The sequence below is a fragment of the Variovorax sp. 10N432 genome (assembly GCF_056394465.1).
This window is the reverse complement of sequence record NZ_JBFTHX010000003.1, coordinates 275,476-292,081: the sequence shown is the minus strand read 5'-3', so window position 1 is coordinate 292,081 and position 16,606 is coordinate 275,476. Positions and strand designations below refer to the sequence as shown.

The 16,606-nt window shown below is 68.6% G+C and carries 16 protein-coding genes; 9 read left to right on the top strand and 7 right to left on the bottom strand.

Going from position 1 to position 16,606, the window contains the following annotated elements:
• Window positions 1-78 precede the first annotated feature (78 nt).
• Window positions 79-1,158, top strand: a complete 1,080-nt coding sequence (gene selD, locus AC1DF3_RS05715; RefSeq protein WP_478139080.1) for a selenide, water dikinase SelD — start codon at window positions 79-81, stop codon at window positions 1,156-1,158.
• A gap of 4 nt (window positions 1,159-1,162) precedes the next feature.
• Here the strand turns inward: selD and norR are convergent, their stop codons facing one another.
• Complete coding sequence (gene norR, locus AC1DF3_RS05710) at window positions 1,163-2,746, bottom strand: nitric oxide reductase transcriptional regulator NorR (protein WP_478139120.1); 1,584 nt, start codon at window positions 2,744-2,746, stop codon at window positions 1,163-1,165.
• Between the two features lie 148 nt (window positions 2,747-2,894).
• Between norR and hmpA the strand changes: the two genes are divergently transcribed.
• The 5 genes from hmpA (at window position 2,895) to AC1DF3_RS05685 (ending at window position 6,818) form a co-directional block, all read left to right on the top strand.
• Window positions 2,895-4,085: an NO-inducible flavohemoprotein gene (hmpA, locus tag AC1DF3_RS05705; protein ID WP_478139079.1), complete on the top strand. Its 1,191-nt coding sequence runs from the start codon at window positions 2,895-2,897 to the stop codon at window positions 4,083-4,085.
• Window positions 4,086-4,145: 60 nt separating this feature from the next.
• Complete coding sequence (locus AC1DF3_RS05700) at window positions 4,146-4,355, top strand: type II toxin-antitoxin system VapB family antitoxin (protein ID WP_286530228.1); 210 nt, start codon at window positions 4,146-4,148, stop codon at window positions 4,353-4,355.
• Complete coding sequence (locus AC1DF3_RS05695) at window positions 4,342-4,713, top strand: type II toxin-antitoxin system VapC family toxin (protein WP_286530230.1); 372 nt, start codon at window positions 4,342-4,344, stop codon at window positions 4,711-4,713. Before AC1DF3_RS05700 ends, AC1DF3_RS05695 begins: the two co-directional genes overlap by 14 nt.
• A gap of 136 nt (window positions 4,714-4,849) precedes the next feature.
• Window positions 4,850-5,473 carry a TetR/AcrR family transcriptional regulator gene (locus AC1DF3_RS05690; protein ID WP_478139078.1) on the top strand — a complete coding sequence of 208 codons (624 nt, stop codon included), beginning with the start codon at window positions 4,850-4,852 and terminating at the stop codon, window positions 5,471-5,473.
• Window positions 5,474-5,564: 91 nt separating this feature from the next.
• A complete protein-coding gene (locus tag AC1DF3_RS05685) occupies window positions 5,565-6,818 on the top strand; it encodes an MFS transporter (RefSeq protein WP_478139077.1) in 1,254 nt (417 codons plus the stop codon).
• Here AC1DF3_RS05685 and AC1DF3_RS05680 read toward each other — a convergent pair.
• Window positions 6,797-7,732, bottom strand: a complete 936-nt coding sequence (locus AC1DF3_RS05680) for a LysR family transcriptional regulator (protein ID WP_478139076.1) — start codon at window positions 7,730-7,732, stop codon at window positions 6,797-6,799. The genes AC1DF3_RS05685 and AC1DF3_RS05680 overlap by 22 nt on opposite strands.
• 115 nt (window positions 7,733-7,847) lie before the next feature.
• Here AC1DF3_RS05680 and AC1DF3_RS05675 point away from each other — a divergent pair, with 115 nt between their 5' ends.
• On the top strand, window positions 7,848-8,753 hold the full coding sequence (locus tag AC1DF3_RS05675; protein WP_286530235.1) for a sterol desaturase family protein: 906 nt from the start codon (window positions 7,848-7,850) through the stop codon (window positions 8,751-8,753).
• Window positions 8,750-10,195 carry a coniferyl aldehyde dehydrogenase gene (locus AC1DF3_RS05670; protein ID WP_478139075.1) on the top strand — a complete coding sequence of 482 codons (1,446 nt, stop codon included), beginning with the start codon at window positions 8,750-8,752 and terminating at the stop codon, window positions 10,193-10,195. The genes AC1DF3_RS05675 and AC1DF3_RS05670 overlap by 4 nt, the downstream gene beginning before the upstream one ends.
• A 40-nt stretch (window positions 10,196-10,235) precedes the next feature.
• On the opposite strand, the gene AC1DF3_RS05665 is transcribed toward AC1DF3_RS05670, so the two are convergent.
• Window positions 10,236-10,688 (bottom strand): hypothetical protein, encoded by a 453-nt coding sequence (locus AC1DF3_RS05665; protein WP_478139074.1) that lies wholly within the window; start codon window positions 10,686-10,688, stop codon window positions 10,236-10,238.
• A gap of 138 nt (window positions 10,689-10,826) precedes the next feature.
• Complete coding sequence (locus tag AC1DF3_RS05660) at window positions 10,827-12,491, bottom strand: alpha-amylase family protein (protein ID WP_478139073.1); 1,665 nt, start codon at window positions 12,489-12,491, stop codon at window positions 10,827-10,829.
• A gap of 54 nt (window positions 12,492-12,545) precedes the next feature.
• On the opposite strand from AC1DF3_RS05660, the gene AC1DF3_RS05655 reads away from it, so the two are divergent.
• Window positions 12,546-14,159 (top strand): alpha-amylase family glycosyl hydrolase, encoded by a 1,614-nt coding sequence (locus tag AC1DF3_RS05655; protein ID WP_478139072.1) that lies wholly within the window; start codon window positions 12,546-12,548, stop codon window positions 14,157-14,159.
• A gap of 3 nt (window positions 14,160-14,162) precedes the next feature.
• On the opposite strand, the gene AC1DF3_RS05650 is transcribed toward AC1DF3_RS05655, so the two are convergent.
• Genes AC1DF3_RS05650 through AC1DF3_RS05640 form a run of 3 tightly spaced genes read right to left on the bottom strand, consistent with a single transcriptional unit; the run spans window position 14,163 to window position 16,604 of the window.
• Entirely contained in the window at window positions 14,163-14,390 is a 228-nt protein-coding gene (locus AC1DF3_RS05650; RefSeq protein ID WP_478139071.1) for a hypothetical protein, read from the bottom strand.
• Window positions 14,391-14,439: 49 nt separating this feature from the next.
• On the bottom strand, window positions 14,440-15,402 hold the full coding sequence (locus tag AC1DF3_RS05645) for an ABC transporter substrate-binding protein (RefSeq protein WP_478139070.1): 963 nt from the start codon (window positions 15,400-15,402) through the stop codon (window positions 14,440-14,442).
• 41 nt (window positions 15,403-15,443) lie between these two features.
• Window positions 15,444-16,604 (bottom strand): c-type cytochrome, encoded by a 1,161-nt coding sequence (locus tag AC1DF3_RS05640; RefSeq protein ID WP_478139069.1) that lies wholly within the window; start codon window positions 16,602-16,604, stop codon window positions 15,444-15,446.
• Between the last annotated feature and the right edge of the window lie 2 nt (window positions 16,605-16,606).

Below are 16,606 nucleotides of genomic sequence, written 5' to 3'. Positions count from 1 at the left end.
AGCGGCCGGAGGGCCGGTAGGCGGACAACCCTCGATTGTAGAAAGACGCACCGGCACGCCGCTCGGATAATGGGCCCCATGAACGACACGCCCTCCTCCCGCCCCGTCAACCCGCTCGCGCCGCTGCGGCTCACCAGCTTCTCGCATGGCGGCGGCTGCGGCTGCAAGATCGCGCCCGGTGTGCTCTCGCAGATCCTGAAGAGCGGCGCCGGCGGCCTGATGCCGCCCGAGCTGATGGTCGGCATCGAAACGGCCGACGACGCCGCCGTCTACCGGCTCAACGACCGCCAGGCCCTGATCGCGACCACCGATTTCTTCATGCCGATCGTCGACGATCCATACGAGTTCGGGCGCATCGCGGCCACCAACGCGATCAGCGACGTCTACGCGATGGGCGGCAAGCCGATCATGGCGCTGGCGCTGGTCGCGATGCCGGTCGCCCAGCTGCCGATCGAGGCCATCGGCGAGATCGTGCGCGGTGGCCAGGACGTCTGCCGCGCCGCCGGGATCCCGATCGCGGGCGGCCACACCATCGACTCGGTCGAGCCGATCTATGGGCTGGTGGTGATGGGCCTGGTCGACCCGGCGCAGGTCAAGCGCAACGCCGACGCCCGGGCCGGCGACCTGCTGGTGCTCGGCAAGCCGCTGGGCGTCGGCGTGCTGTCGGCGGCGCTCAAGAAGGAGCAGTTGTCGGAGGCCGGTTACCGGCAGCTGATCGACAGCACGACCCGGCTCAACACGCCCGGCATCGCGCTGGCGGCGCTGCCCGGCGTGCATGCGCTGACCGACGTCACGGGCTTCGGACTGGCCGGCCACGCGCTCGAGCTCGCGCGCGGCGCCGGGCTGACCGCCGTGATCGAGTGGTCGAAGGTGCCGCGGCTCGAAGGCGTCGAGGCGCTGGCCGCCGAGGGCTTCGTGACCGGCGCCTCGGGCCGCAACTGGAGCGGCTATGGCGCCGATGTCGAGCTGGCCGCGGGCCTGCCGGCCACTGCCCAGGCGCTGCTGAGCGACCCCCAGACTTCGGGCGGACTGCTGGTGAGCTGCGCGCCCGAGGCGGTCGATGCGGTGCTGGCGATCTTCCGCGACGAAGGCTTCGGCGCCGCGGCCGTGATCGGCCGCACCGAAGCCGGCCGGGCCGGTTTGCGCGTGCTGCCCTGAGGCCTCATTTCACGGGTTCGAGCGCGACCCCCAGCCGCTTCGCCAGCCGGATCAGGTTGGCCCGGTCGAGGCCGAGCGACTGCGCCGCCGCCGCCCGGTTGAAGCCATGCGCCGCGAGCGCCGCCAGCAGGCGCTGCCTCTTCAGCGCATCGACGGCTTGCTGGAGCGACTCGCCGTGGCGCGGCGCGTCGGTGGCGATGTCCGCGCTGTCCGCCCCTTCGATCGCCGGGGCGACCTCGGCGCGGCGCCCTTCCAGATCCAGGTCTTCCGCCGTGAGGCTCAGGATCCGCGGCCGCTGCGGATGCCGCGCGCGCGCCTTCAGCGCGCTGCGCCCGAGCAGATGCTCCAACTCGCGCACGTTGCCCGGCCAGTCGTACGCCAGCAGCGCCGCCTGCGCGCTGGCATCGAGCCGGGCCGCGCCGATGCCGAGCCGGGAGCGGTTCTCTTCGAGGAAGAAGCCGCTCAGCAGCAGCACGTCGCGGCCCCGCTCGCGCAGGGGCGGCACCCGCAGCGGGTAGGCGCTCAGGCGGTGGTAGAAGTCGGCGCGCAGGCGGCCGGCCTTGACCTCGTCGGCCAGGTCCCGGTTGCTGGCAGCGATCAGGCGCACGTCCACATGGTGCTCGCGGTCGGAGCCCAGGCGCTGCAGCTGGCCGCTCTGCAGCACACGCAGCAGCTTGGCCTGCACCGGCATCGACAGCTCGCCGACCTCGTCCAGGAACAGCGTGCCGCCATCGGCCAGCTCGAACTTGCCCGGCCGGTCGCTGGTGGCGCCCGTGAACGCGCCCTTGACGTGGCCGAACAATTCGCTTTCGACCAGCGTCTCGGGCAGGGCCGCGCAGTTGAGGCTGATCATGGGCCGCGCCGCACGCGGGGACCCGGCATGGATCGCCTCCGCGACCAGTTCCTTGCCGACGCCGGTCTCGCCCTGGATCAGCACCGACAGCTCGCTGCCGGCCACGGTCTCGATGTCGGCGACGAGCCGGCGCATGGCCGTGCTGCGGCCGATCAGCTCGCGGGCGCGCGGCGCCGCGGCGAGCCGGTAGCCCTCGGCGCGCAGGCTCTCGAGCGCCACGCGGTTCTCCAACTGTTCGATTCGGCCGGCCACGGTGACGATGCCGGCCGCCAGGTTGGCGAACAGCTGCAGCGCCGCCAGGTCGCCGCGCGAAAAGCGATCGGGCTGCAGCGCGTCGAGCGTGAGCAAGCCCCAGATCCGTTGATGGAGCTGGATCGGGCAGCCCACGCAGTCGTGCACGGGGAGGTCGCCATGCAGGCCCTCGACCAGGCCGTCGTAGGGGTCTGGCAGCGCGCTGTCGGAAGGAAAGCGCAAGGGCCCGGCGGCCCCCAGCAGCGCCGCGAAGCGCGGGTGCTCGGCGATGCGGAAACGACGGCCCAGCGTGTCGCGGCTCAAGCCGTCGACCGCCAGCGGCAGCAGGCTGCCGTCCTCGAGCCGAAGCAGCGCCGCGGCATCGCAGGGCAGCAGCAGGCGCAGCGACTGCAGCAGGCGGCGATAGAGCTCCTCGGCCGGCAGGCCGGAGCCCAGGTCGGCGACCAGCGGCGCGACCGCTTCGAGCAGCTTGTCGGCAGTCATCTGGACACGGTGGTGGGTCATATCGACACGATTTTCGTCAGGTCATAAGGACACTGTCAACGACAAGTCGTTGATTTTGCTGCCCCCCGCGCCTGGAACGGAGATTGCGATGAACAAGGCATCCATCTGAACTCCAGGAGCCTTTTCCGTGCTGACCCCGCAACAGAAATCCATCGTCACCGCCACCGTGCCACTGCTCGAAACCGGCGGCGAGGCGCTGACCACGCACTTCTACCGGATCATGCTCGACGAGCATCCGGAAGTGCGGCCGCTGTTCAACCAGGCCCACCAGGCCAGCGGGGACCAGCCGCGCGCGCTGGCCAACGGCGTGCTGATGTACGCCAAGAACATCGACCGGCTCGAAGCGCTCGGCGATCTGGCCGCCCAGATCGTCAACAAGCACGTCGCGCTGCAGGTGCTGCCCGAGCACTACCCGATCGTCGGTGCCTGCCTGCTGCGTGCGATCCGCGAGGTGCTCGGTGCCGAGATCGCCACCGACGAGGTGATCGCCGCCTGGGCCGCCGCCTACGGGCAACTGGCCGACATCCTGATCGGTGCCGAGAAGCAGGCCTACGACGAGCGGGCCGATGCGCCCGGCGGCTGGCGCGGTGCCCGGCCCTTCGTCGTCGTGCGCAGGGAAGTCGAGAGCGAGGAGATCAATTCCTTCTACCTGGCGCCGGCCGATGGTGGCGCGATCCTCGACTTCAAGCCGGGCCAGTACATCGGCCTGCGGCTGGTCGTCGACGGCAACGAGATCCGCCGCAACTACTCGCTGTCGGCGGCGCCGAACGGCCAGACCTACCGCATCAGCGTCAAGCGCGAAACCGGCGGCCTGGCATCGAACCACCTGCACGACGAAGTCGGCGAAGGCAGCACGGTCGAGCTGTTCCCGCCGGCGGGCGCCTTCACGCTGGAGCCGGGCGAACGGCCGCTGGTGCTGATCAGCGGCGGGGTCGGCATCACGCCGACGCTGGCGATGCTCGAGGCCGCGCTCAAGACCTCGCGCGCGGTCCACTTCATCCACTGCGCGCGCACGCGAGGCGCGCATGCCTTCCGCCATGCCATCGATGCGCTGGCCCACAAGCATCCGCAGCTCGCGCGCTTCTATTGCTACGACGAAGTGAGCGAAGGTGCGCCCGCAGCGGACGCCCCGCATGCGGTCGGCCGCCTCGACGCGCAGAAGCTCGCGCAGTGGCTGCCGGCGACACGCGACGTTGACGCCTACTTTCTCGGACCGAAGCCCTTCATGCAGCAGGTGAAGAGCGCGCTGCGCACGCTCGGCGTGCCGGATCGGCAGGCGCGCTACGAGTTCTTCGGGCCGGCGTCGGCGCTGGAGTAGGATGCAGCGATCCGTCTCGCATCAAATGATGCTACATTTGATGCGTTTCGGGAGATCATCATGCGCACGACCGTCACCTTGGACGACGACTTGCTGGCCCAGGCACGGAGCTTCACCGGCATCCAGGAAAACTCCGCCTTGATCCAGCAAGCACTCAAGAGCCTGGTGCAACGAGAAGCGGCAAGGCGACTGTCGCTCCTCGCGGGCTCCGCGCCCGACCTCAAGCCAGTGCCGCGCCGCCAGTCGAAGCCTTCGAATGATCCTCGTTGACACTTCCGTCTGGATCGACCATCTCGCGCACGGTGACGCGAGGTTGCAGACGCTGCTGGAAGACGGCGAAGTGCTGACGCATCCCTACGTCATCGGGGAAATTGCCTTGGGAAGCTTGCCAAGGCGGCAAGAAACGCTGAGCGCGCTGCAGGCATTGCCCGCGATAGACATCGCCAGCGCGGACGAGGCGATGGCATTCCTTCACGGCGAGCAATTGTTCGGGATGGGCATCGGCTACGTCGATCTCCATTTGCTCGCGGCGACACGCCTGGAGCCGGCAGCACGCTTGTGGACGCGCGACAAGCGTCTGCTCCAGGCGGCAGTGAAGCTGAAGCTCGCGGCGTTCGACACGCACTAGACCCCGACCGCGAGCATGGGCTCTGCCTCCGCCAGGGCCGCCCCCTTGCGAACCTGCACATTGCTGCAGAAAAGTCCATCGCAGGCCAAGAAATCTCGTCTTGTTTTTGGAAATGAAGTGATCCAAACTAGTGCGCATGAGCACCACAAGCACGATGCCGCGCCACCTTTCTCGAGAAAGAGGACGCCCGCGGGAGTTCGAACTCGATACCGCCCTGGACCAGGCCATCCTGTATTTCAGGGAACACGGCTACAACGGCGTGTCCATTGCCGATCTCTCGCTGGCCCTGAAGTTGTCAGCCGGAAGCATTTACAAGGCCTTCCACAGCAAGCATGCATTGTTCACGGCTGCCCTTGATCGATACATGGCGCTGCGTGGCGCCAAGCTCGCAGAGATCACCAGCAGCAGCGCGTCGGGGCGCGAGAAGCTGCACCGTCTGCTCGGGTTCTATGCCGAATCCTCGCACGCCGCGGAAGGACGGTACGGTTGCCTGGTGATCGTCGGGGCTGTCGAACTGGCCAGTACCGACCGGGCCATCGCGCAGAAAGTGACCAACGCACTCAAGCTCAACGAACGCCGTCTCAGGGAGATCATCCAGCAGGGGCAACGAGATGGTTCGATTGCAAAAGGTGTCGATCCCACAACGACCGCGAAGCTGATGCTGGCTCTCGTCCAAGGCATGCGCGTACTCGGCAAGACCGGCCAGAAGCGCGATGCCATGATGGCCGTCGTTGATACAGCGATGAAGCTTCTCGACTGATTTCCCTGCTGTCAGCGTCACTCGGCCGATGAGACCGGAAGCTGCAACGCGATCGCTTGTTTTGTTCAAATAGGAAACGACTTAATCCAATATGAAGGCTTCAACAAGACTTCCTGAACCGTCAGGCGCCCACGCATGCGACATTTCGAGCTGGCTCACCATGCTGCTGGCCTTTGCATGCGGCCTGATCGCTGCCAATATCTACTATGCGCAGCCACTCATCGGGCCGATCAGCGCCGACCTGGGACTGTCGGAACAGGCTGGCGGTCTGATCGTGACGCTGACGCAGATCGGCTATGGCGTGGGCTTGCTGCTCGTGGTTCCTTTGGGCGACCTGTTCGAGAACCGAAGACTCGCCATCTCGATCCTTGGCATTGGCGCAACAGGCCTCGTGATTTCTGGTTTCGCGACATCGGCAGCGCTATTTCTTTCGGCTGCGGTCCTGGTGGGAATGGGTTCCGTGACAGTCCAGATTCTGGTGCCCTACGCAGCCCATTTGTCGCCCGAGGCCACTCGCGGCCGGGTGGTCGGCAACGTCATGAGCGGTTTGATGCTCGGCATCATGCTGGCCAGGCCGGTGGCGAGCCTGATCACTCACTATTCGGCATGGCGGGTGGTCTTTTTTGCCTCCTTCGTCGCCATGCTCGCACTGGCGCTGGTCCTGCGCGTTGCACTGCCGCCGCGGCCCGTCCAGGCCAGGATGCGGTATCACCAGATGCTGGCATCCATGGTGGAACTCGTCCGCACCACGCCAGAACTTCGTCGCCGGGCTCTCTACCACGCCTGCATGTTTGGCGCATTCAGCCTGTTCTGGACAACGACCCCCTTGCTCCTGGCGGGGCCTGAGTTTGGACTGACGCAGAAAGGAATCGCGTGGTTCGCGCTGGCCGGCGTTGCAGGTGCCATTGCGGCACCCATCGCGGGGCGCGTAGCCGATCGGGGCTGGATAAGGCAAGCCACCGCCATGGCGATGCTCATGTCGATCGGGGCGTTCGCGATGACGCACATCGGTGCCAGGGGAACGCCACTGGCGCTCGCGATGTTGGTCGTGGCGGGGATCACGCTGGATTTCGCGGTATCGGCCAATCTGGTCCTCGGACAGCGCATCATTTTCTCGTTGTCGCCCGCGTTTCGCGGTCGCCTCAACGGCTTGTACATGGCAACCTTCTTCTGCGGTGGCGCGATTGGCTCTGCACTTGGGGGCTGGATTTACGCGAGGCATGGATGGAATGGCGCATCCGCCGCAGGGCTGGCTTTTGGCATTGTCGCCCTCGGGTACTTCCTGACAGAACCGCGCCAGCCCTCACAGGGTGCCGAGCTTCATCACTCGAAAGTTGCAGGCTGATCCAGGCGTGGGCCGGATTCGAAGCTGCCCCCCGGCAGCCTGCCCATGATCAGCTTCGCCATCGGCGACGGCGTGCGCCCGTTCAGCGTCACGACCCCCATCTCGGACCCCAACGGCGGCAGGCCCTCGACGTCGAGCGCGCGCAGCCGGCCGGCCTCGACCTCCGGCGCGACCGCGACATGCGGGGCGGCCAGCACCGAGTCGCAGCCGAGCGCGATGTCCTTCAGCAGGTCGACGTGGTCGCATTCGAGCGCCAGCGAAAAATCGGCCACCGACGGCAGGCCGAGCAGCTGCGCGACGATGGCGCGCACGCCCTCCGGCAGCCGGACCGACAGCACCCCACAGGCCCACAGCTCCTGCAACGCGACGCGCTTGCGCCGCGCCAGCGGGTGCCCGGCGCGCACGTAGAAGCCACCGGGCTCGCGCCGCAAGGGGCGAAGCTCCAGACTGCTGTCGGTCGGCAGGTCGCGCGTGTCGGCGACGAAGAACTCGATGTCTTCCTCGCGCAGCCGCGCCAGCAGCAGCTGCCAGTTGCTGATCTCGACCCTCAGGTTGATGGCCGGGTACTCGCGCCGCATCGAGGCCAGCAGCGGCGCCAGAAAGGTCGCGGCCGGGAACGGACCCACGCCGAAGGCGGTATCGCCCAGCTCCAGGCTGCGGTACAGCGCGATGTCGCGCTCCAGGCAGCGGTTGTCGAAGACCAGCTGCCGCGCCCGCGCGACGATGAACTCGCCAGCCGGCGTCGGCACCACTTCCTGGGTGCCGCGGTCGAACAGCTGCAACCCGAGTTCGGCCTCGGCCGCCTGGATGCTGCGGGTCAATGCCGGCTGGCTCAGGTGCACCTGCTCCGCCGCGCGGATGAAGCTGCGCCGGTCGGCAACCGCGACGATGTGGGTCCAGCGCTTCAAGTCCATGACGCCACTCCTTGGTAGCCAATTGCAGCCACTGCATCAAGATTAGCTTCACTATGCATTGGACTCAAGAGGGGTTTGACGGAACACTCCGGGCACAAAGCAAGGAGACAAGACAGTGAACCTCGTCCAGAACATCGTCCTCGTGGCGATCATTCTCTTTTTCGCGCTGCTGGAAGTCGGCTCCCGCAAGCACAGGCAATTCCACGCCACCGCCGACGACACCAAGTTGGAACTGTTCATGTTCCTCTCGCTGCTGGCCTTCTCGCAGCCCTTCATCTTCGCCGTCACGGGCAAGCTGTGCGCGCTGCTGATGCCGGCGCAGCGCGATGCCTGGGCCCATCTGCCCTGGTGGGCGATGGGGGCGATCCTGCTGGTCGCCGACGACATGACACAGTACTGGTGGCATCGCGTGTCGCATTCGCCGCTGCTCTGGCCGCTGCACCGCGCGCACCACACGGCGCACTACATGAGCATCCGTGTCACCTACCGCAACAACTTCTTCTACTACCTGATGATGCCGGGCCTGTGGGCCTCGGGCGTGCTGATCTACCTCGGCTTCGGCAACGTCTACCTGGTCTACATCGTGGTCAAGCTGACGGTGATCCTCGGCGCCCACAGCGCGGTGCCGTGGGACGCGCCGCTCTACCGCATCAAGTGGCTGCATCCGCTGGCCTGGGTGCTGGAGCGCACCGTCTCGACGCCGGCCACGCACTGGGCCCACCACGCGCTCACCAACGACGACGGCATCGGCCACTACAAGGGCAATTTCGGCAACCTGCTGTTCGTCTGGGACCTGCTGTTCGGCACCGCCAAGATCACGCGCCGCTACCCGGCCAAGGTCGGCCTGCAGGACGACCTGGTGTTCGGCAAGGAGCGCTGGTTCATCGAGATGTTCTACCCGCTGTTCCATTCGCGGCGCGCGCACTCGGCGCTGGTGCCCGGCGGCCGCGCCTATGCCGAGGCCGAGGTCGACGGCGATGCAGCCACCCACGCGCCGCAGGCGCTGGGGGGCAAGCCATGAACGCGATCGTGCGCGAGCAGATGCTCGACCCCTCGCTGCTGCGCATGCGCGAGGCCTTCGACCGCCAGCGGGCCGCTTTCGGCGCCGACATGAACCCGTCGCACGCCGTGCGCATCGACCGGCTCGATCGCCTGCTCGCGATGACAGACAAGATCGCGCCGGAGATCGAGCGCGCAGTGTCGGCCGATTTCGGCCATCGATCGGTGCACGTGACGCGCCTGGCCGACGTGATGATGGTGCAGTCCGCGATCCGGCATGCGCGCCGGCATCTCAAGTCGTGGATGAAGGTGCGGCGTGCCCCGACCGGCCTCGCCTTCCGGCCCGGCTTCAGCCGCATCGTCCCGCAGCCGCTCGGCGTGGTCGGCGTGGTGAGCCCCTGGAACTATCCCTACCAGCTGGCGATGGGCCCGGCGATCGCGGCAATCGGCGCCGGCAACCGCGTGATGATCAAGCCCTCGGAGCTGACGCCGCGCCTGGCCGAGCTGATGCGGGCCGCGGTGGCGGAATGCTTCGCGCCCGAAGAACTCACGGTCGTCACGGGCGGCACCGAGGTCGGCACCGCCTTCGTCGGCCTGCCCTTCGACCACCTGCTGTTCACGGGCTCGACCGCGGTCGGCCGGCAGGTCGCGATGGCGGCGGCGGCCAACCTGACGCCGGTGACACTGGAGCTCGGCGGCAAGTCGCCGGCGATCATCGGTGCCGGCGCCGACCTGGAGCAGGTCGCGGCGCGGCTGGTGGTGGGCAAGCTCTTCAACGCCGGCCAGACCTGCATCGCGCCCGACTATGCGGCGGTGCCGCGCAACGCGGTCGGCCCCTTCGTCGAGGCGATGCGGCGCGCGGTGGCGCGGCAGTACCCGCGCCTCGCGGGCAATCCGGACTACACGGGCATCGTCAGCGAGCGGCACTTCACGCGCCTGCTGGGCCTGCTCGCGGACGCGCAGACGCGCGGCGCGCGCGTCGTGCCGCTGCACGCCGAGGGCATGGCCGGCGGCGCGGCGGGCCGGGTGCTGGCACCGGCACTGGTGCTCGACACGACCGAGGACATGAAGATCATGCAGGAGGAGATCTTCGGGCCGCTGCTGCCGGTGCTGGCCTACGACACGCTCGATGAGGTGATCGCGTACGTCAACGCGCACGAGCGGCCGCTGGCGCTGTACTGGTTCGGTGCCGCGGGCGCCGAGCAAGACCGGCTGCTGTCGGGCACGATCTCCGGCGGCGTCACGCTGAACGACTGCATGTGGCACTTCGGGCAAGAGGAGCTACCCTTCGGCGGTGTCGGCGCGAGCGGCATGGGGGCCTACCACGGCGCGTACGGCTTTCGCACCTTCAGCAAGGAGAAGCCGGTGTTCCATCAGTCGAGGCTGTCGGGCACCGCGCTGCTGCGGCCACCGTATGGACGGACCTTCGAACGGATGGGGCGGCTGCTCAAGCTGATCACCTGAGCGGCGCAGGGCGGCTGGCCAGGTCGATTCCGCTTCGCCTTCAAGACCAGGCGGCAGCCGGGCCGCCGCGCCGGAAGTGATGCCGCATGGCACGCAACTCATGGCGAAGCGCGCACGGCTTCATGGCGTCGGCCAGCGTGGCCAGGAAGTCTTGCCGGTCGAGCAGGAGCATCTGCGCAAGGCATTCGGCTTGGCTCGGACTCATCAGCCGCGCATGCGTCCAGTCGTGCAACATGTGCAGCGCTCGGGCACGGCTGCTCAGATGAAGTGTTGCCAGATCCAGTGCCAGGTAGGCCTGGCGTTCGGAAAAGGTCTCGGGAATGCGCGTCAGCCCTCCCCTCACGGTGCAGTCGAGGGGCGTCGGCCGGAGGCCGAACAGCGCGTGACGAACCCGCTTCAACGCCGCGCGGTGGTCTGCAGCATCCAGGATCAGCGCCTGCCGCGCCAGTCGCCGCGGAAAGCCTGTCAGCCATACACGTAGCGTCGTTCGCATGTCCCCGATTCCCTCCCAGAACCCAAGCAGGCCCCGTGTGCTTCCGATCGCGAGCCGACTTTGCGCCGAAAGGTCGCAAAGCGTCAAGTCGGTCGTGGAGAGGTGACAAAGGCCCGAGCCTGGCGCCGCCCGCCAGCCTCACACGTCGCTGCGCTTGAGCAGGTAGTCGAGTCCACCGACTCGGAACCACCGGTAGCCGTAGGGTTCGAGCAGGATGCAGTGGCGGCCTTCGGCGCTCGCCTCGCTGTGGTCCTCCGAGAGCAGGTTGGTGAGCTGCTCGCCGCCGGTGCCGATGGCGCCGGCGGCGATCTCGATCTCCAGCGGGTCGGCCACCAGGTTGTGCACGAAGAGCACGATGTTGTTGCGCCACGAGTAGCGCATCACCAGCACCGAGCGGCCCGGCTGCGGCAGCACCTCGAACTCGCCCCAGCCGACTTCGGGAATCTCCTGGCGCATGCGCAGCGCGCGCTCTGTCCAGTTCAGCAGCGAGTCCGGGTCGCGCCGCTGCGCCGCGACGTTGACATGCTCGAAACCGTAGGCGCCGCCGGAGATGACCGGCCGCACGGGCTTGTCGGCCGCGGTGAATCCGCCGTGCGGTTCGGTCGACCACTGCATCGGCGTGCGGGCGCAGTTGCGCTCGGGCAGCGACAGGTCGTCGCCCATGCCGATCTCGTCGCCGTAGCGCAGCACCGGCGTGCCGGGCAGGGTCAGCAGCAGGCTGTAGGCCAGTTCGAGCCGGCGGCGGTCGCTGCCGAGCATCGGCGCGAGGCGGCGGCGGATCCCGCGGCCGTAGAGCTGCATGTCCTTGTCGGGAGCGAACGCGGCGAAGACACGCGCGCGCTGCGTGGGTGTCAGCCGGCCGAGGTCGAGCTCGTCGTGGTTGCGCAGGAACAAGCCCCATTGCGAGGTGGCCGGCCGCGGCCGCGTCGCCTCCAGTGCCTGGGCCAGGGGACGGCTGTCGCCGCTGGCGAGCGCGTAGAACAGATGCTGGTTCACATGGAAGTTGAACATCATGTGGATGCGCTCGCCCTCCTCGCCGAAGTACTGCATGTTGGTGCGCGGCTGCACGTTGGCTTCGCCGAGGATGATCGCCTGGCCCTGGCGCCATTGAAGCAGCTCGCGGAATTCGCGCAGCATGTCGTACTGTGGCTGCGGCCTCGCGACGTCGGCGCCTTTGGTCGAGATGACGAAGGGCACGGCATCCATCCGGAAGCCCGACACGCCCAGCTGCGTCCAGAAGCCCATGATCTTCAGGATCTCCGCCTGCACCCGCGGATGGCTGGTGTTCAGGTCGGGCTGGAAATCGTAGAAGCGGTGGAAGTACCAGCGCCTGGCCACCTTGTCGAAGCTCCAGGTCGATTTCTGGACGCCCGGAAAGACCATGCCCTCCCCGGCATTCGCCGGCTTCTTGTCGGCCCAAACGTACCAGTCGCGAAAGGGAGAATCGCGGTCCTTGCGAGCCGCCTGGAACCACGGGTGCTGGTCCGAGGTGTGATTGACCACCAGGTCGATCAGCACCCGCATGCCGCGTTGCTGGGCGGCGTGCGTGAACTCGACGAAGTCGCCGAGCGTGCCGTAGCGCGCATCGACGTTGTAGTAGTCGGACACGTCGTAGCCGTCGTCGCGTCCGGGCGATGTCTGGAAGGGCATCAGCCAGACGGTGGTGACGCCGAGCCCGTGCAGGTAGTCGAGCCGGCGCGTCAGGCCTTCGAAGTCGCCGCAGCCATCGCCGTTGGCGTCCATGAAGGTCTCCACCGACAGGCAGTAGACCACCGCGTTCTTGTACCAGAGGTCATTGATCATGGGACTTCGCCTTCTGAGGAAGAATGGAACCCTGTTCACGGCTAAGGGAACGCGATGTCGGCCGACGACTGGTGGAAGCACGGAACCGTCTATCAGATCTATCCACGCTCGTTCCAGGACAGCGATGGCGATGGCATCGGGGATCTGGACGGCATCCGCGCGCGGCTCGACCATCTGGTCTCGCTGGGCATCGACGCCGCCTGGATCTCCCCCATTTATCCCTCGCCGATGGCGGACTTTGGGTACGACATTTCCGATTTTTGTGCCATCGATCCTCGCTTCGGCAGCCTGGGCGGATTCGACGCCCTGGTGCGCGAGTGCCATGCGCGGGGTTTGAAGCTGATCCTGGACTTCGTGCCCAACCACACGTCCGACCAGCATCCATGGTTCGTCCAGAGCCGCAGCGCCCGCGCCAGCCCGCGCCGCGACTGGTACCTGTGGCGCGATCCGGCACCGGACGGCGGCCCGCCCAACAACTGGCTGAGCAACTTCGGCGGACCGGCATGGACCCTGGACCCGGCCACCGGGCAGTACTACTGCCATTCGTTCCTGAAGGCGCAGCCCGACCTCAACTGGCGCAATCCCGAGGTGCGCGCCGCCATGTACGAGGTGCTGCGCTTCTGGCTGCGCCGCGGCGTCGACGGCTTTCGCGTCGACGTGCTCTATCACCTGATCAAGGACGACCAGTTCCGCGACAACCCGCCGAATCCCGACTACGCGGACGGCGACGATCCGGCCCATCGCTGGACGCCGCTCTACACCGCCGACCGGCCGGAGATGCAACAGTTGGTGGCCGACATGCGCCGGGTGGTCGACGCCTTCAGCGACGCGCGGTCGTCCCGGGTGCTGATCGGCGAGCTCTACCTGCCGCTGGCCCGGCTGGTCGCCTATTACGGCGCCAATGCCGAGGGCGTGCTCGAAGGTGTGCAGCTGCCCTTCAACTTCCAGCTGATCGGCACCGAGTGGCAGGCGCGCCGCATCGACCGCCTGGTGCGCGACTACGAGGCGGCCCTGCCGGCCGGGGCCGCGCCGAACTGGGTGCTGGGCAATCACGACAAGCCGCGAATCGCCAGCCGCGTCGGTGCCCCCATGGCGCGGCTCGCGGCCATGCTGCTGCTCACGCTGCGCGGCACGCCGACGCTCTACTACGGCGACGAGATCGGCATGACCGACGTCGAGATTCCACGCGCGGAAGTGCAGGACCCGTTCGAGAAGAACCAGCCAGGCAAGGGCCTGGGCCGCGATCCGCAGCGAACGCCGATGCAGTGGAGCGGCGCACCGCAGGCCGGCTTCACGACCGGCACGCCGTGGCTGCGACTGGCGCCCGACTGGCCGACGCGCAATGTCGCTGCGCAAACGCAGGACCCGGCTTCGATGCTGGCGCTGTACCGGCGGCTGATCGCGCTGCGGCGCGCGCATCCCGCACTGAACCAGGGCGCCTACGAAGCCCTCGACAGCCAGGCCGACCTGCTGGCCTACGCGCGCGTGGCGCAGGGGCGCAGGCTGGTGGTGGTGTTGAACTTCGGCATGGGCCCGGCGACGGTGCCGCCCGATCTGGTGGCGGGGTACCCGACCGTGCTGGCGTCCACCGCGCCCGCACGCGCTGCGCTCATCGACGGCGCGCTGGTGCTGGCCGGGTGCGAAGGCATCGTGCTCGGACCGGCGTAGGCATCACTTCTTGGTGTCGGGCGCAGGAGAGGCGGCAGGCGCTGCGGCTGCGGCGTCCGACGCGTGCGCCTGGGCCGCGCGCTGTTTGTCCTTCTTGTTGGCCTCGTGGCTCCCCACTGCGCAGCCGCCGGCAGCGCCAAGCACCGCATGCTTGCCGGCCACGTGGCCGACCACGCCCCCCACCGCCGCGCCTTCGAGGCAGCCCTTCGCGCTCGCCCCGCCGCTTGCCATGCCGAGCGCCAGCACCGCCACACAAATTGCTTGAGTCGCGGCGCCAATCCTAAGCCCGATCCTCGAGCGCGAAGCCGGTATCGAAGGTCGGCCGCACATCCAGCGGCCGCGGGATCAGCCCGACCTGGTGGTAGAAGTCGGCGGTGCGCTGCTGGTCGGCGATCACCTTGGCGTCGATCGGCACCCACTTCTGCTGGCGCCGCTCGAACTGCAGCCTGGCGGCCTCGGGCGGGATGCCGATGATCTTCGCCAGCGTGGCCGAGAACGCGTCGACGTTGCGGTACGACCAGTCCTGGGCCTTCACCACGCGGCGCAGGAAGTCCTGCAGCAGCGGCCGCTTGGCCGCGATCGCGGCATCGGTCGCCGCCAGGTAGCTCAGGCCGGGCAACAGCCCGCGCCCGCTCACCAGCACCCGTGCATGGCCACCGGTTTCCGCCATGGCGGTGTAGGGCTCCCAGGTGGCCCAGGCGTCGACCGCGCCCTGGGTCAGGGCCAGCTTGGCATCGGCCGGGGCGAGGAAGCGAAGGGTGACGTCCTCCGGCTTCAATCCGGCCGTCGTGATCGCCTTGAGGGTGACGTAGTGGCCGATCGAGCCACGGTTGGTCGCGATGCTCCTGCCCTTGAGATCAGCCGCGGATTTCAGCGGCGAATCGGGGCGCACGAGCACCGCGGTGCCGTAGGCGTCGGAACGGTTCGCGCCGATCGCCTTGACCCGCGTGCCGGCCGCCAGCGCGAAGACCAGCGGCGCGTCGCCGATCGGGCCCGAGTCGACGGCGCCCGCATTGAGCGCCTCGGCCAGCGGCGCGGCGGCCGGGAACTCCGACCACTGGATGTCGTAGCCCAGGCCCTCCAGTCCGCCCGCGGCCTCGAGCAGCGCGCGCAGCCCGCCCTTCTGGTCGCCGGCCTTGAGCACGGGGCGCGGCTGCGCACGCAGGGCGGCGGCCGGCAAGGCCAGCGCGGCGGCGGCCGCGAGCGAATGGGTGATGAACTGGCGGCGCGGTGCGCGGATCATGATGAAAAACTCCTTGAAGGTTGGAAGGCGGATGAAGGGACTCAGCGGACGAAACCGCCCTTGAGGAAGCGCACCGGCTCGGAATCCATGCGCGCGATGAGCGCGCCGAGGCCGTCGTCCGGCGCCGCCGCCGGCGCGCCGCGGTCGCCGGCCTCGGTGCGGCACAGCAGGTCGTCTTCCGACCAGGCCGCCTGGCCCGGTGAACCGAGGGCGCGCAGCCAGCCGTCGCGATCGACCAGCCACTGCGTGCCGGCCAGCTGGCCGGTGCCGGCGATCAACGCGAACGCGTTCCAGGCCGCCGTCGACTCGGCGACGCATTCGCCAGCGGGGCTCGACGCCCTCTCGTCCTCGCGCCTCAGCAGCACGGTGACCACCCGCGGGTCCTCGCGCAGCGCGGCCTGGGGCGTGCCGGCGGCCACGATGCGCAGCCGCTGGCCGCGCCAGCTCGCCAGCCGGCGCGGCGGCCGGGCTTCGCAGCGCACCTCGACATCGGGCAGGCCGACGGGCCCGGCCCAGAGGCCGGTCGCGCGCAGGCTCTGGCCGGCAGCCTGGGCCTTCATGAAGTCGATCAGCGCCCAGGCATCGTCGTCGCCGAACTGCGCGAAGGCCGGCATGGTCGCGGCGCCGTGGCGATCCTTCATGCCGTGCAGCAGATGCCAGAGCAGCTCGCCGTCGGCGCGCCGCCAGAGCAGCGGGCCGGCCAGGTCCGGCGGCCAGACCGGCTGCGCCGCCGCGAGTGGGCCCTGGCCGCGCCCGTCGACGCCATGGCAGGCAGCGCAATGCTGCGCATAAAGTTCGCCGCCGCTCGCGATCGAAGCCACGTCGAAGCCGGTCGGCGAGCGATGGAAGCTGGTCGGAACCGCCGGCACGAACAGCACCGCGGCCTGAGGCCACGGCGCGGCGACGAGCAGCAGCGGCACGGCCGCGATCAAGAACCAGCGGGGCTTGCGCCACAGCGCCGCAAGCAACAGCGCGAGCGCCGCGACCGCCAGCACGAGCAGGCTCATGCCCAGGCGCCTGGCCTGCCCGGCGTCGATCAGCAGGTTCTCGCCCGACAGCCGCAGCGCCCAGGGCCATGCGGCCTGGCCATGGCTGGTTCCGGCGAGGCCGGCCCAGTCCAGCAGCCCGAGCAGGCCTTCCTGCGCCTTCTGCAGCCCCGCGACCAGCGGGTCCAGCCACCCGGCATCCGGCGTGCGGATCACCG